15 protein-coding genes are annotated in these 15,678 nt (G+C 44.5%); 12 read left to right on the top strand and 3 right to left on the bottom strand.

Annotated features, from left to right (window positions below):
- Window positions 1-12 precede the first annotated feature (12 nt).
- The 5 genes from lysA to FTT63_RS01970 all read left to right on the top strand — a co-directional run bounded on the left by lysA (window position 13) and on the right by FTT63_RS01970 (window position 4,376).
- A complete protein-coding gene (gene lysA, locus FTT63_RS01990; protein WP_180191928.1) occupies window positions 13-1,257 on the top strand; it encodes a diaminopimelate decarboxylase in 1,245 nt (414 codons plus the stop codon).
- Window positions 1,258-1,270: 13 nt separating this feature from the next.
- The gene (gene dapF / locus FTT63_RS01985; RefSeq protein ID WP_016659990.1) at window positions 1,271-2,116 is read left to right on the top strand and encodes a diaminopimelate epimerase; all 846 of its coding nucleotides are present in this window, start codon (window positions 1,271-1,273) and stop codon (window positions 2,114-2,116) included.
- A gap of 89 nt (window positions 2,117-2,205) precedes the next feature.
- Entirely contained in the window at window positions 2,206-2,829 is a 624-nt protein-coding gene (locus FTT63_RS01980) for an alpha/beta fold hydrolase (protein ID WP_164844958.1), read from the top strand.
- 34 nt (window positions 2,830-2,863) lie between these two features.
- Window positions 2,864-3,790: a tyrosine recombinase XerC gene (locus FTT63_RS01975; RefSeq protein ID WP_075167151.1), complete on the top strand. Its 927-nt coding sequence runs from the start codon at window positions 2,864-2,866 to the stop codon at window positions 3,788-3,790.
- A 214-nt stretch (window positions 3,791-4,004) separates the two neighbouring features.
- Window positions 4,005-4,376 carry a hypothetical protein gene (locus FTT63_RS01970; protein ID WP_034597425.1) on the top strand — a complete coding sequence of 124 codons (372 nt, stop codon included), beginning with the start codon at window positions 4,005-4,007 and terminating at the stop codon, window positions 4,374-4,376.
- 82 nt (window positions 4,377-4,458) lie between these two features.
- Here FTT63_RS01970 and FTT63_RS01965 read toward each other — a convergent pair whose 3' ends face one another.
- On the bottom strand, window positions 4,459-4,926 hold the full coding sequence (locus tag FTT63_RS01965; RefSeq protein ID WP_127800405.1) for an Lrp/AsnC family transcriptional regulator: 468 nt from the start codon (window positions 4,924-4,926) through the stop codon (window positions 4,459-4,461).
- A gap of 140 nt (window positions 4,927-5,066) precedes the next feature.
- On the opposite strand from FTT63_RS01965, the gene FTT63_RS01960 reads away from it, so the two are divergent.
- From FTT63_RS01960 to serC, 7 genes are all read left to right on the top strand, one after another.
- A complete protein-coding gene (locus FTT63_RS01960; RefSeq protein WP_180191927.1) occupies window positions 5,067-5,672 on the top strand; it encodes a LysE family translocator in 606 nt (201 codons plus the stop codon).
- Window positions 5,673-6,172: 500 nt separating this feature from the next.
- The gene (locus tag FTT63_RS01955; protein WP_005176529.1) at window positions 6,173-6,922 is read left to right on the top strand and encodes an electron transfer flavoprotein subunit beta/FixA family protein; all 750 of its coding nucleotides are present in this window, start codon (window positions 6,173-6,175) and stop codon (window positions 6,920-6,922) included.
- Between the two features lie 18 nt (window positions 6,923-6,940).
- Window positions 6,941-7,873 carry an FAD-binding protein gene (locus FTT63_RS01950; RefSeq protein WP_005176532.1) on the top strand — a complete coding sequence of 311 codons (933 nt, stop codon included), beginning with the start codon at window positions 6,941-6,943 and terminating at the stop codon, window positions 7,871-7,873.
- A 439-nt stretch (window positions 7,874-8,312) separates the two neighbouring features.
- Window positions 8,313-8,714: a hypothetical protein gene (locus FTT63_RS15690; RefSeq protein WP_227554666.1), complete on the top strand. Its 402-nt coding sequence runs from the start codon at window positions 8,313-8,315 to the stop codon at window positions 8,712-8,714.
- A gap of 331 nt (window positions 8,715-9,045) precedes the next feature.
- Window positions 9,046-12,009: a DNA gyrase subunit A gene (gene gyrA, locus FTT63_RS01940; RefSeq protein ID WP_180191926.1), complete on the top strand. Its 2,964-nt coding sequence runs from the start codon at window positions 9,046-9,048 to the stop codon at window positions 12,007-12,009.
- Window positions 12,010-12,077: 68 nt separating this feature from the next.
- Window positions 12,078-12,509 carry a DUF3887 domain-containing protein gene (locus tag FTT63_RS01935; RefSeq protein WP_168383521.1) on the top strand — a complete coding sequence of 144 codons (432 nt, stop codon included), beginning with the start codon at window positions 12,078-12,080 and terminating at the stop codon, window positions 12,507-12,509.
- A 295-nt stretch (window positions 12,510-12,804) separates the two neighbouring features.
- On the top strand, window positions 12,805-13,884 hold the full coding sequence (gene serC / locus FTT63_RS01930) for a 3-phosphoserine/phosphohydroxythreonine transaminase (RefSeq protein WP_045795159.1): 1,080 nt from the start codon (window positions 12,805-12,807) through the stop codon (window positions 13,882-13,884).
- A gap of 61 nt (window positions 13,885-13,945) precedes the next feature.
- On the opposite strand, the gene FTT63_RS01925 is transcribed toward serC, so the two are convergent.
- Together FTT63_RS01925 and FTT63_RS01920 are read right to left on the bottom strand one after the other, a co-directional pair.
- The gene (locus tag FTT63_RS01925) at window positions 13,946-14,086 is read right to left on the bottom strand and encodes a hypothetical protein (RefSeq protein WP_005176552.1); all 141 of its coding nucleotides are present in this window, start codon (window positions 14,084-14,086) and stop codon (window positions 13,946-13,948) included.
- Between the two features lie 518 nt (window positions 14,087-14,604).
- Window positions 14,605-15,537: a hypothetical protein gene (locus FTT63_RS01920; RefSeq protein WP_075168247.1), complete on the bottom strand. Its 933-nt coding sequence runs from the start codon at window positions 15,535-15,537 to the stop codon at window positions 14,605-14,607.
- Window positions 15,538-15,678 lie beyond the last annotated feature (141 nt).

The raw sequence follows: 15,678 nt of genomic DNA, 5'->3' as shown, positions 1-15,678 counted from the left end.
AAGGATACATTCATGAGTTTCACCCGCATCAATGGGGTTTTGCACGCCGAACAATGTTCTTTACAACAGCTGGCGCAGCAATTTGGCACACCACTTTATGTTTATTCAAAAGCAACCTTTGAAAAGCATTATTTAGATATGGATCGTGCTTTTGGCTTTATCGACCATCAAATCTGTTTTGCGGTCAAGTCAAACTCCAATATTGCGGTGCTGAATGTATTGGCCAAGCTCGGTGCGGGTTTTGATATCGTGACCGGCGGCGAGCTGGCACGCGTATTGAAAGCCGGTGGTGATGCTTCGAAAATCGTTTTTTCTGGTTTGGGCAAAACCGAAGCTGACATTAAAAAAGCACTGGAAGTGGGCATTGCCTGCTTTAACGTTGAATCCTATGCAGAGCTGGATCGGATTCAGAAAGTGGCGGCTGAACTGAAGGTTAAAGCGCCAATTTCTTTACGAGTGAATCCGAATGTCGATGCCAAAACCCATCCTTATATTTCAACCGGTTTAAAAGAAAACAAATTCGGTATTCCATCAGATAGTGTATTTGATACCTATCAATATGCGGCATCGTTACCTAATCTGGACATTGTCGGGATTGACTGCCATATCGGTTCACAGCTGACTGAAACCCAGCCTTTTGTTGATGCGCTGGATCGGGTCATGCTGATGATTGAGCAGCTGAAACAGATGGGCATTACACTCAAACACATTGATATTGGTGGTGGTTTGGGCGTGACCTATAAAGATGAAACTCCGCCATCGGTTGAAGAATATGCCAATGCACTGCGCCCGGCTTTAGAAAAACTGGGCCTGAAAGTGTATATGGAACCGGGCCGGAGTATTTCCGCCAATGCCGGTGTGCTGCTGACCAAAGTCGATTTACTCAAACCGACCAATCACCGTAATTTCGCAATTATTGATGCGGCAATGAATGACCTGATTCGTCCTGCTTTATATGAAGCGTGGATGGACATTCAGCCGGTGACGCCACGTACCGATGTCGCAACCCAACAGTGGGATGTAGTCGGTGCCATCTGTGAAACAGGTGATTTCCTTGGTAAAGAGCGTGATCTTGCCATTCAGGAAAACGATGTACTGGCAGTGCTGGGTGCCGGCGCTTATGGTTTTGTGATGAGCTCCAACTACAACAGCCGTGGCCGTGCTGCAGAAGTGATGGTCGATGGTGATCAGGCACATCTGATTCGTGAACGTGAAACCATTGAATCACTCTGGGAACGTGAGCGTTTATTGCCTTAAGGAGTAAATCAGGATGTTTTTAGAATTTACCAAGATGCATGGTCTGGGCAATGACTTTATGGTGGTTGATTTAATCAGCCAGCGCGCCTATTTCGATAGTCTGACCATTCAGCGTCTGGCCGACCGTCACTTTGGTGTGGGGTTTGACCAGTTGCTGGTGGTTGAGCCACCTGATGTTCCGAATGCCGATTTTAAATACCGTATTTTTAATGCCGATGGTTCAGAAGTCGAGCAGTGTGGCAATGGCGTGCGCTGTTTTGCCCGTTTTGTGCATGAGCGCCAGCTGACCAGCAAAACCAAAATCAAGGTGCAAACCAAAGCCGGAATTGTTGAGCCGGAACTGGGTCAAAATGGCTGGGTGCGGGTAAATATGGGGCAGCCGAAATTCCTGCCGCAAGAAATTCCGTTTATTGCCGATGAACCGGACAACTTATATGACCTGATGCTGGCCAATGAAGAGAAGTTGAGCATTGATGTGGTCAATATGGGTAATCCGCATGCGGTGACCATTGTGCAGGATATTTTGACGGCTGATGTCGCACGTTTAGGTCCACAAATTGAATCGCATGAGCGTTTCCCGCAGCGCGTGAACGCCGGCTTTATGCAAATTCTGGATGAACAGCATGCCCGTTTACGTGTGTTTGAACGTGGTGTCGGTGAAACGCTGGCCTGCGGTACGGGCGCGTGTGCGGCAGCGGTTTCCGGGATGCGCCGTGGCTTACTGGCCAGCAAAGTTGAAATTGAGCTGGCGGGTGGCAAGTTACAGATCGAATGGAAAGAAGGCGATGTGGTCTGGATGACCGGTCCAACTGCCAATGTCTATGAAGGCCGTCTGGATTTACGTTATTTCCAGGGCTAATCTGACTATCTCCTATACAAAAGCACCGTTCTATTCACGGTGCTTTTTTATGTTAGGATGATTTGAGTTTTGCCTGCAGAGCCATGATGATGCATAAACTTGTTTTTCTGCCGGGTGCCTCAGGTAGTCAGCAATTCTGGCAGCCGTTAATGGCCCGGTTGCCAGCATCGGCCCGGAAAACCGTGATTGCTTATCCCGGTTTTGATGGGGTAGAAGCCGATGCCAGCATTCAGAGTCTGGCCGATCTGAAAACGCGGGTGATCAGTCAGATTGAAGAGGACAGCATTCTGATTGCCCAGTCGATGGGCGGAGTGTTGGCCATAGCCGCTGCATTGCAGCAGCCGAATAGACTTCGGGCCTTGGTGTTAATGGCTACTTCGGGCGGACTGGATTTAACTCCGTTTCAGGCCAAAGACTGGCGTGAGATTGAGCCCCTGCAATGGGCCAAGCTGCCGCAGTGGTTTGTGGAAGATCAGACCTATTATCATCCGGAACAATTGGCCAGTATTGATCTGCCGGTGTTATTGCTTTGGGCCGATCAGGATGAATTGAGTCCGGTTGCCGTTGGTGAGTTTCTGGCCCGGCAGTTGCCGAATGCCCGATTGGTGATTATGCCCGATGCTGATCACTGGTTTGCATCCTCGCAGGCTGAACGTGTCGCCGGGGAGATCAACCGTTTTTTACACGACTATTTTTGCAAAGCTACTTTTTAAAAGACAATTTTTTACCAGAACATAGGATGGTGTGATGAAGTTAAGTGCTGAACAGTTACTGGAGATGTGGCTGAAACAACGCGAAATCCAGCATCAGTCGGCACATACTTTGCATGCTTATGCACGTGATGTTGGTGATTTCCTTCATTTTTGTCAGCAGAAAAACATGCCGCTGGCCGATGTGGAAACCGCTGACTTACGTGAGTTTCTGGCGTATAAGGTCGAAGCGCAGCAGCTGAGTTCCAGCAGTTTGCAGCGCATGTTGTCTTCTATTCGCCAGTTTATGAAATGGGCTGAACAGGGGAGTTATTTGGCGTTTAATCCGGCTGATGATTTTCAGTTAAAACGTCAGCCACGTCCTTTGCCGGGCATGGTCGATATTGAAACGGTACAGCAGATTTTAGATCAGCCAGAGCCGGAGTCAGAGCGGCAAAAACAGCTCTGGGTCCGTGATAAAGCGATTTTAGAGCTGCTGTATTCCAGTGGATTGCGCCTGGCGGAAGTACAGGGCTTAAGAATTAAAGATCTGGATTTTAACCGGCAGTTATTGCGGATTACCGGTAAGGGCAATAAAACCCGGGTGGTACCGTTTGGTTCTAAAGCCAAAGACAGTGTGATGCGCTGGCTACAGATTTATCCGCTGTGGCAGGGTGATTTTGTCCCGGATGCGCAGCTGTTTATTACGGAAAAAGGTCAGCCACTCGGTGCGCGGCAAATTGAAAACCGGGTCAAGTTGCAGGCCCAGCGTGCTGGTGTCAATGTCGATTTGCATCCGCACTTATTGCGACATTGTTTTGCCAGCCACATGTTATCTAATAGCCGTGATTTGCGTGCGGTGCAGGAGATGTTGGGGCACAGTAATTTGACCACCACGCAAATTTATACTCATGTCGATTTTGATCATTTGGCGCAGGTTTATGATCAGGCTCATCCAAGGGCGCAGCGCAAAGAGCAGGGCTGAATTGAGGCAAGTGAAAAGGACTTTCAATTCACGGGTGAAAGACTAGAATAGAGGTGTCAGGCATGAGCATGTGCCACCATTGTAGAATAAAAATAAAGGTGGAGATGGCGTATAAAGAGGGTTAATTTTTGACTCGAGTAATATTCAGAACGAGCACAAAAATTCCGAGGACCCAACCTGATTGATGATTTGGGAAAAATGTAAAGGCATAGATATGATTTCGGATATTCAACAAAAATATGAACAGCTGAGTCCGGCGCAAAAAGAAATTTTTGCCGGTTATGGTTTAAGACAGGTGAAACACTTTGTGGAAATTAACCTGCCAGCCATGCAGGCTATTTTACCTGAACAGGCCGTGATTCAAGGCATTAACGCACAAGGTAAGGTGCAGGCGGTTCATACGGAAACAGGTCAAGGCTATTTATGGATTTCCGATCGTCAGTGGCAGGAAAGCCAGCAATTGACCCAAACCGTCGATGCAACTGAAGATTTTATGCAGGTCTGGAAAGTGTTTAATCTGGCTGAATATGACCTGATTGATTTAAGCCACGTGCACCGCGACTTTTTGGATGGTCAGCAGGCTTAAACATAAGCACTACGTGCAGCATAGCAAGAGAAGGTTATCTTGCGTGCTGCAACTTAACAATCTTCAAAATCGCCGGCTAGGCTTATAAATCTTCCAGCGGCAGCTGAAAACTCTGTTTAATAATTTGACTTGGCAAATCGGTTTTGACACTGGTGATGCCATTTTTTTTGGTTAAATGGGTGGACTGAAATTTACGATAACTTTCTAAATCGGGCACCACCACTTTCAGCATCGCATCGCATTCCCCCAAAATAATATAGCACTCCATCACCTGCGGTAATTCTTTCATCGCCTCAATGAAGGTATCAATAGTTTCGGCATCCTGCCCGACCAGCCAGATCCGGGAAAATAAAATCAGTTGAAACCCAATCTTATGCGGGTCCACCACCGTAGTGTAATTCTGGATTACTCCGGCTTCTTCTAAAATTTTCACCCGTCTTAAGCAGGAGTACGGCGACAGGCCAATTTCACGGGCCAAATCGTTATTCTGAATGCGGCCATTGTTTTGTAAAGCTCGAATGATATTTTTGTCGATGCGATCCAGCTTTATTCGAACAGACTTTGGATATTACTTCATAAATTAGAGGATAATTTGAAAAATTATTTAAATTATAGAATATTTGAAATCCTATTTTATAGCGTTTCGCAGATACTAATTTTCACTTTCTCAAGTACGACGGGAAAAAGGAAATGTCTGTATGGGTACTTTTTGCATTGACTGTGTTGCCGCTGATTTTTACGCCGGGGCCGGATATGTTATTCATTTTGTCGCAAGTGATGGGTAAAGATGCAAAAGCAGGCATGATGGCCACAGTCGGCGTGTGTAGTGGTTATCTGGTGCATTCGATTCTGGTGGCGTTGGGAATTGCCGCGATTATTGTGTTCTTTCCGCTATTATTTGAAGCGATTCGCTGGTTAGGGATTGCATATTTGCTGTATTTGGCGGTGGGTTTATTCAAGTCGGTATTGAGCAAGAAAAAGCTGGCGATTGAAAGTCGCAGCAGCAGTCATCCGGTGCGCAAAGGATTTTTTACGGCGCTATTGAATCCGAAAGGCATGCTGATTTACTTTGCGATTTTGCCGCAGTTTATTGATAAAACTGGAAATACCGTTACTCAAGGCTTGTTATTGTCCTGCATTTTTATTGGGCTAATTTTTATTGTGTACTGCGCGTTAAGTCTGATCTTTGCCAAAATCACCCAGAAAACCCAGCTGTATGAACGTAAACAGAAGTGGATTGATGGTACATCTGGTGGTTTACTGGCGCTGGCGGCCAGCTGGTTAATGGTCAATTAAGCTGTGAAATTTAGAAAAAGCATGTCCTAGGTCGACATGCTTTTTTATATGGAGAGCGTGAAAAAGAGAATTGTTACAAAAACAGAAATGAACCGATGGTCATCTTAGACCAAAGTCTGGCAGGGGATACAAACTGCTATCCTAAATGACATCAAAATAGCCAGGTTTCGGTCTGCTATGTTAAAAAATGAATAATAATTCATTTTATTGTGCTGGCTAGTTAATCAGAACAACTGATGTGATACATAAGATAAAAAGATAATATAAATCAATGGTTAAAATATAGCTTAATCTGGCTGAAATATAGCTGGGTTAAGCTGGATGAAAAAAGTATGAACGCAACGTTCAGCTATTTTTACGCATTTTTACAGCTTCTTGGGCAATTGTGACTTGACCGAAATGCCAAACCCATTGCAAGATAAGACACCTACAAAAATTTAAGTGAAGAGTTATCTTAACTTTTCTCATCTTTTACATTTACTAAAACAGCCGAGGATTACATGAAGGCTCTTGTTGCTGTAAAACGTGTGGTTGATGCCAACGTTAAAGTTCGCGTTAAACCGGACAATAGTGGGGTTGACCTTACTAACGTTAAAATGTCAATTAACCCATTCTGTGAAATCGCCGTGGAAGAAGCGGTTCGTCTAAAAGAAAAAGGAACAGTTTCAGAAATCGTTGTTGTTTCTATCGGTCCTAAAGAAGCGCAGGAACAAATCCGTTCTGCTATGGCGCTTGGTGCTGACCGCGGTATTTTAGTTGAAACTGCAGATGAAATTGGCGCACTTGAAGTGGCTAAAATTTTAAAAGGTGTTGTTGAGCAAGAGCAGCCACAACTGATCCTTTTAGGTAAACAGGCAATCGATGATGACTCAAACCAGGTGGGTCAGATGTTGGGTGCTTTACTGGGCGCAGGTCAAGGTACATTCGCTTCTGAAGTGAAAGTAGACGGCGACAAAGTACAAGTGACACGTGAAATCGATGGCGGTTTACAAACTGTTGAATTATCACTGCCAGCAATCATCACGACTGACTTGCGTTTGAATGAGCCACGTTATGCGGCACTTCCAAACATTATGAAAGCGCGTAAAAAACCGCTGGATACCAAGTCTCCTGCAGATTACGGTGTATCAGCCGGGACTAAACTGAAAACTGTAAAAGTTGAGTCACCAGCTGAACGTAAAGCGGGCGTACAAGTGAAGTCTGTAGATGAGCTTGTTGAAAAATTAAAAAATGAAGCGAAAGTGATCTAATACAGAAGGATATAAATCATGAGTATTTTAGTTATCGCTGAGCACGACAACAAAGCACTAAATGGTGCAACGTTAAACGTTGTGGCTGCAGCTCAAAAAATCGGTGGTGATATCACTGTATTGGTTGCTGGTTCTGGCGCGCAAGCAGTTGCTGATCAGGCAGCTAAAGTTGCGGGCGTGAGCAAAGTATTACTGGCTGATGATGCTGCCTATGCAAATCAGCTGGCTGAAAATGTCGCAAAACTGGTTGCTGAATTGGGTAAAGGCTATAGCCATATCCTTGCAGCATCTACAACGACAGGTAAAAACATTTTACCTCGCGCTGCAGCATTGCTGGATGTCAGCATGATTACTGACATTATTGCAGTAGATAGTCCAAATACATTCAAGCGTCCAATTTATGCCGGTAACGCGATTGCAACTGTTGAATCTTCAGAAGCAATTGTTGTTGGTACTGTACGTGGTACAGCATTTGATGCGGTTGCTGCGGAAGGTGGTTCAGCTGCGGTTGAAGCTGCGGCATCTACAGGCGATGCAGGTATTTCTAAGTTTGTGAACGAAGAAATCGTGAAATCTGAACGTCCTGAATTAACAGCTGCACGTATTGTAGTATCAGGTGGTCGTGGTGTAGGTTCAGGTGAGAACTATCACAAAGTACTTGATCCACTGGCAGACAAGCTAGGTGCAGCACAAGGTGCATCTCGTGCAGCGGTTGATGCGGGCTTCGTTCCAAACGATATGCAGGTTGGTCAAACAGGTAAAATCGTTGCCCCTGATCTGTACATCGCTGTGGGTATCTCAGGTGCGATCCAGCACTTGGCCGGTATGAAAGATTCTAAAGTGATCGTTGCGATCAACAAAGATGAAGAAGCACCAATTAATGCAGTAGCTGACTACTGGTTAGTAGGTGACTTGAACACTGTAGTTCCAGAATTGGTTTCTAAAATCTAATTCCTGAACTTCGGTTAAAAAGACGCTCTTGCGCAAGCAGTAAAAGTTTTTACTTTGCTGTTTTGTTCAGGGGCGTTTTTTAGGCCTGAAAATAAGGATGACTGTGCCTTATAAAAGATTTGTGTTTCATTTGAATGAAAAGTGATAGAATTCGCCTTTCATTTTTTGTCCCGCGTTGTAATGTCCCTGTCCAAAACTGCTCACATCTTATTCATCAGTTTTCTGCTGATCGGCATTTATATTGGTGTCTGTGTTCATACCGCCTTATTTGCACCTGTTCAAGTGACTCAATTCCTGTTTAGCGAGTCGGGACCGTTTGAGAGCTTTAGTGCCTGGCTCTGGTATTTGCTGGCTGTACTGTGTGTGCTGAATACGGAGCTGAAGTTAAAGACACGTATTTTTTACTGCTTTGGGCGCTGCGCTGTTGGGCTTAAGGGAAATGGATTTTCATAAACGTCTGTTCGATGACAGCTTTATTAAAATCAATTTTTATCGCAGTGCAGAAATTCCCTTTATGGACAAGCTGTTAGGTTTTATCTTGCTGTTGGCGATTATTTTCGTATTTTTCAATCTGGCCAAGATTTTTGTGCAGGCTGTTCGTCAATTTAAGTCGAATCCGAATATTGCCTACCTGTTTATTGCCTTGACGGTATTGTGTGGTGGTTTGAGCAAGCTGTTGGACCGTACCAGCTCGACTTTAAATGAAGACTTTAATATCAAGCTGATGCAGCATACCGAGGTCATTATTATGACCATTGAAGAAGGCGTAGAGATGCTATTGCCTATTTTGCTGGTGGTTGCGGTCATGACTTACCGGAAAGTACTCAACCAGCCCAATTAAAACATCGCTTTGCTGGGATCAAGCACGTCAATCTGGGGCAGATTGACGTGCTTTTTTTAATGGGAAATGCAAAATCCGGGGCTGGATTATTCTGATAAAAAGTGAATCAAGTTCTACAAATTCGGTTTTTTGAAAATGAGTTAAAATTTAATCATTAAACATTAGAAAATTAACAAGATTAAGATGAACAGGATGACACAAAAATAGGACTATTTATGCTATAATTCCCAGCTAAATTTTCGTTTTTTAACTCAAGTTTTGAGTTAAATTTTTTGCCAAATTTACGATATAAAATGCGGGCAGAAATCTGCTTGTATAACAAGGAGTATGCATGAGCGTATCGGAAATTAGACCGATTGCCATTGAGGATGAACTCAAGCATTCATATCTCGATTATGCAATGAGCGTGATTGTGTCACGGGCATTGCCAGATGTACGAGATGGTTTAAAACCTGTTCATCGTCGTGTGCTTTATGCAATGCACGAATTGGGCAATGACTACAACAAAGCCTACAAAAAGTCTGCCCGTGTTGTGGGTGATGTGATCGGTAAATACCATCCACACGGCGATTTCGCAGTCTATGAAACCATCGTTCGTATGGCGCAAGACTTCAGTCTGCGTTATCAACTGGTGGATGGTCAGGGTAACTTCGGTTCGATTGATGGCGATAGTGCGGCCGCAATGCGTTATACCGAAGTACGTATGACCAAGCTGGCCCATGAACTCCTGGCCGATCTGGAAAAAGATACCGTAGATTGGGTCGATAACTACGATGGCTCGGAGCGTATTCCTGACGTTCTGCCAACCCGTATTCCAAACCTGCTGGTGAATGGTTCTGCCGGTATTGCCGTCGGTATGGCGACCAATATGGCACCGCATAACCTTACCGAAGTGATTAATGCCTGCCTGGCCTATGCCGATAATCCGAATATCAGCATTGAAGGCCTGATGGAACACATCAGTGGTCCAGACTTCCCGACAGGCGGCATCATTTACGGTAAATCGGGCATTGTCGATGCTTACCGTACCGGTAAAGGCCGTTTGCATATCCGTGGTAAATATCATTTTGAAGAAGACCAGAAATCTGGTCGTACCACCATTGTCTTTACTGAAATTCCGTATCAGGTTAACAAAGCCAAAACCATTGAGCGTATTGCTGAACTGGTTAAAGAGAAAAAACTGGAAGGAATCTCGGAGTTACGTGACGAGTCCGATAAAGACGGTATGCGCATTGCGATTGACTTGAAACGTGGTGAGAACGCCGAAGTCATCGTCAATAACCTGTTCCTGAACACGCAGCTGGAAAACTCGTTCAGTATCAACATGGTCTGCCTCGACAACGGCCAGCCAAAACTGATGAACCTGAAAGACATCATTGCTGCGTTTATCCGTCACCGCCAGGAAGTGGTGACTCGCCGTACCATGTATGAACTGCGCAAAGCACGTGAACGCGGTCATATCTTGGAAGGTCTGACCGTTGCTTTGGCGAATATTGATGCCATCATCGAAACCATTAAAACTTCTGCCAACCCGGCCGAAGCGCGTGAGCGTTTACAGGCTGGCGAATGGGCCGCTGGTGGTGTGGTGGCATTGCTGGAAAAAGCCGGTTCCGTGTCTATTCGCCCGGATGAAATTGAAGGTGAAGATTTAAGCCGTCCATTTGGTTTAGATGGAGATGTTTATCGTCTTTCTCCAGCGCAGGTCGGTGCGATTCTGGAACTGCGTTTACACCGCTTAACCGGTCTGGAACAAGACAAGTTACATGCAGAATATTCTGAAATTCTGGCGCAAATCGCTGAATACACTGCTATTTTAAATGACTTTAATTTATTGATGGCGGTGATTCGTGAAGAGCTGGCGCTGGTATTGCAGCAATATGGCGATGCACGTCGCACTGAAATTGTTGAATCCCGCATCGACTTCTCGCGTGAAGATTTAATTCCTGAAGAGCAGGTGGTGTTAACCGTTTCACAATCCGGTTATGCCAAGACTCAGCCATTGTCCGATTATCAGGCTCAGCGCCGTGGTGGTCGTGGTAAGTCTGCCACAAGCATGAAAGAAGATGATTATATCCAGCATCTGATTGTCACCTCGAACCACGCGACCGTACTGTGCTTTACCGATGTCGGTAAGGTCTATCGCCTGAAAGTATTTGAAGTGCCACAAGCTTCACGTGGTTCGAAAGGCCGTCCAATTGTCAACCTGTTGCCATTAGATGCCAATGAAACCATTACCGCGATTCTGCCAGTAATTGATGCACCGAAGAAATTCAAAGAGCGTCTGGCCGATTTCCGTAGTTTTGTGAAAGCCAACTCAGTACAATTACAGCAAAATCAAGTAATTGCTAGCCATTATGCCGAACTTGAAGCCGCATTTGCAGAACTGGCAGATGGTGATGATCTGTCGGATGCCTTGCGTGTTCAGTTAAAGCAGCTGGGCCTAGAGCTGTCAGCCACAGACCTGGATGATGAAATTGTTGCAGAATTTGCCGAGCAGGCTGAAAATCTGCGCAAAAACTTCTATGTGTTTATGGCAACAGCGTCTGGTACGGTTAAACGTGTCGAGCTGGAGCAGTTCAGCAATGTGCGTTCTAACGGTTTACGTGCCATTGAACTGAACGAAGAAGACACCCTGATTGGCGTGGCGATTACCGATGGCGAGCAGCAGATCATGCTGTTCTCGAATGAAGGTAAGGCAATCCGTTTTGCTGAAACTGATGTTCGTGCCATGGGCCGTTCAGCCAAAGGTGTGCGTGGTATGCGTGTCACCATTGGTGCAGCTCAAGCGGAAGAGGCCGAAGACGATACAGCCGATAGCGAAGATGATGCAACCGATAGCAATTTTGTTAGCCGGATTGTGTCGCTGGTCGTGGTGCCAGAAACCGGTGAAGTGCTGTGTGCATCCGCCAATGGTTATGGTAAACGTACTCCGGTCGATGACTTCCCGACCAAAAAACGTGGCGGTAAGGGTGTAATTGCGATCAAGACCTCTGAACGTAACGGTGAACTGGTCGGTGCGGTGGCCATTGATGCCTCGAAAGAATTGATGCTGATTTCGGATGGCGGTACGCTGGTACGTACCCGTGCTTCGGAAGTGGCAGAAACTGGTCGTAATGCGCAAGGTGTACGTTTAATCCGTTTAGGTGAAAATGAAACCTTGGTGGGTGTAGAAGCGATTGAAGCCGTGGAAGAAGATGAATTTTCTGAAGATTTAGCTGATGAAAATACAGCTTTAGATACGGTAGAGACCGATGCAGCAGCTGCTGAGCAGGATGAAAAACCGACTGAAGAATAATTTTTCTTCTCATGAAAAGGACGCTTCGGCGTCCTTTTTTACACAGTACCGTACAGGAATAACCCGATATGCAGTTTAAATTATGGATGGGCTTGAGTGTTCTGGCTTTGGCCGGATGTGATCAGCTGGGTCAAAAAGTCATGGACGCCATTCCAAATCCGAGTCCGCAGCAGGAACAGGTGGCACAGGCGGCCTATGACAATTTACGTGATGGCGAGTTCGAGCAGTTTCTGAATCATCTCGAGCCAGAACTCAAAAGCCATTTTCAGGACAACCAGAAAGTCATGAAACGCTTCGCCAAGGTGATTCCAAAAGGCGAATATAAATCGCGTACCCTGATGACCAAAAGTATTGAAACCGGTAGCAATCAGCCGGGGCAGTACAAGATTAGCTATGAATATGCATATCCAAAAAATCTGGTGCAATATGACGTCAGCTTTGACCAGCCGGACGGTAGCAGCAAAATCCGTAACCTGAATATTCAGGTATTTGGTGAGTGATTTAAATCTTAATCACTACATTTTATGGAGCTTTACCAGATCACTGCATATTACTGCATATATGTTCAAGATCAGCGCAAATTATGTTTAATCAAGAGAAAAAAGTCATCCACATTGGGCCAGATATAGAGTGAGATAGGCTTCCAATCTGCTGGAAAGGTTAAAATTATCTTGTGAATCTATATTGATTTTTCGACTGTATCTGCGTGGCAAGATTGAAATAATTTTGTGCAAGCCTGAGCAAGATGTGGTTAAATGCCTATTTTATTGTGTTTCACCTTGACAAGGAAAAATCATGCGCGCGTACAACTTCTGTGCTGGCCCTGCTGCATTACCCACTGCCGTATTAGAAAAAGCCCAAGCAGAAATGCTGGACTGGCACGGCAAAGGCCTTTCGATCATGGAAATGAGCCATCGTAGCAAAGATTATGTTGCGGTTGCAGAAAAAGCAGAAGCCGATTTACGCAAACTCATGAACATTCCTGAGAACTATAAAGTACTGTTCTTGCAGGGTGGGGCATCCTTACAATTCTCGGCAATTCCATTAAACCTGCTCGGTAAAAATAACAAGGCCGATTATATCCATACCGGTATCTGGTCTGAAAAAGCATTAAAAGAAGCACAGCGTTATGGCGATATTCATGTCGTGAACGCAGGTATTCAGATTGATGGTAAACATGCGATTAGCGCGCAAAGCGAGTGGGATTTATCTGCAGATGCAGCTTATGTGCATTATGCCGACAATGAAACCATTGGTGGTCTGCAATTTGCCAGCATTCCTGAAACCGACAAGCCGTTGGTGTGTGACTATTCATCTAGCATTCTGTCTGCACCGCTAGATGTTAGCAAGTTTGGTTTAATTTATGCGGGTGCACAGAAAAATATTGGCCCGGCAGGTTTAACCCTGGTGATTATCCGTGAAGATTTACTGGATCAGGCCAAGCCGGAAATTCCAAGCATCCTGAAATATTCAGATCAGGCGAAAAATGGTTCAATGGTGAATACGCCATCGACCTATGCCTGGTATTTATCCGGTCTGGTTTTTGAATGGTTACTGGAAAATGGTGGGGTTGATGCCATGCATCAGACCAACCTTGAAAAAGCCAAACTGCTTTATGGTTATATCGATTCAAGCGATTTCTACGCCAACCCGATTGTTGAAGCCAACCGTTCGATCATGAACGTACCATTTACGCTGGCCAATGCCGATCTGGAAAAACAGTTCCTGCAAGAAGCGGAAGCCAATCATCTGTTGAATCTGGCTGGTCACCGTTCAGTTGGTGGTATGCGTGCCAGCATTTATAATGCCGTGCCACTTGAAGGTGTTCAGGCACTGGTTAACTTTATGGATGACTTTGCCAAACGCAACGGCTAATCCAGCGTATACGAAAAAGCCCATCATCAGGATGGGCTTTTTATGGGATATGGAATACGGATTAAAAAATAAATTGATGCAGCAGGTAGGCAGAAATCATCATGCCCAGAACAAAAAACAGGCAGGACATTTTATCCAGACGATAACGCTGACCCATTTGATGTTCAACAGATTGTAAGTTTTCTTCTTGCACGATTTTCATAGATATTATATCCAGTGATCTATTTATCGTTGATACTTTCGATTTGTCACATATTATTAACATAAAAAATTGGTTAAATAAAGTACTAAATACATTTTCCTTAATAAACTTTTCAGCCGATTTAAAATCAGAACATCATCTCTTCATTCTGTTGACCGGATTTATTCAATATTCAATTTTTAAACAGATTTAATCTAAGTCTATGAAAATCAATAGAGATTAAATAATAAGCTTTAAAATTTAAAACTGTGGATAAATAAGTGATTTTTGAATTTAAAATAGTGCTATTTAGAATAAAACTGTGGATAAAATATAATCAAATAAATTCAAAAGATAAAAAAAGACCTGCTTCAAGCTGAAAGCTCATATTGAAGCAGGTCTTTCTTTAAATATAAATGGCTTTGTTGCACAAAGATTTCATAACTATATGATTTTAAAGGTTTTGATTATTTTTTGATCCAAAATTAAATTTATTTAAATCAGATGCTTACATATTTATGCAACAAAGCCAATATAAATTATTGTTTTTTCGCGTAAATACTGACCTGAATCCAGATATTGCCGCGAATGAACTGGCCAATTTCAAAATCAGCAAACTTGGGTTCTTTGGTCGCAATACGGATTAAAGTGGCTGGCTGGTTGTCTTCATGAATCAGGCAGACATCATACAGGGTGTAATCCTGATTCATAAATTGCGCTTGGGTTTTACCGACCACATTGCCCTGGAACCAGGCTTCATCTTCCTGTCCTAAGACTTCACCATATAAATAGGCCACCATTTTGGAGAAATTCACGGTCACCGGGGCTTTATCTTCTTCAGATTTTGGCTCCCAGGCGTCAATCTGTTCCTGCAAATTGGCCGGGGCAACACCATTATTGGCCGCCAGAATATCATTTAAGGCACGGTGATGTTTAATCGAGGCCGGATCATCAACAATCAGTTGCTCATCTTCTGCCACGGCTTCCAGCTCGTAAGCCCAACCATTCAGATGCGCGATATAAGTCTGGTCTTTTTGGTACTGGTGGTGATTGACGCTATACAGACTGTCAAAGGCATAGACCGTGGTGTTTTCACCCAGATTTAATCCCAAAACCGCCTGGGTATTGGAAGGGCAGCTAATAATCCGTTCAATGGTCACCGGGGTTTTATACGGGCTTTCAAAACATGGAAAGGCCGTTTTAACCGCTTTCGGCTGATTGGCCTCTACGGCAATGACCTGCGCCAGTTGAATCGGCTGTTTGACCGGACCCTGAATCAGCCAGGTGCTGTCATCCATATCACATTCTTGTGCGCATAGCCCCATTGGCATGATGGGTGCATCCAGTGCCTGACCTAACCATTTGGGAACATCAACATTCGGCTGATCGGTGAGCAGCGTCCAATGCTCTACATGGCTGCCAAAACTTTGATCTTCAATGGTAATAATGTCTGGTCTGTTCTGATTTTTCATAAGCACGTTAAGAGAATGTCGAGTGGCCTTAATCTATTTAATCGAGGGTATTTTAAATTTTTCAAGTCTGGGTGCCGATTTCTCCTTTGAAAATGCCCGAAATGATGAGAAAAGTCAAAGGATGAGCTTAAGCTGCTTAAG

The sequence above is a fragment of the Acinetobacter sp. C15 genome (assembly GCF_013420645.1).
GTDB lineage: Bacteria > Pseudomonadota > Gammaproteobacteria > Pseudomonadales > Moraxellaceae > Acinetobacter > Acinetobacter indicus.
The sequence above is the reverse complement of the archived record's forward strand: the minus strand, read 5'-3'. Positions and strand labels throughout refer to the sequence as shown.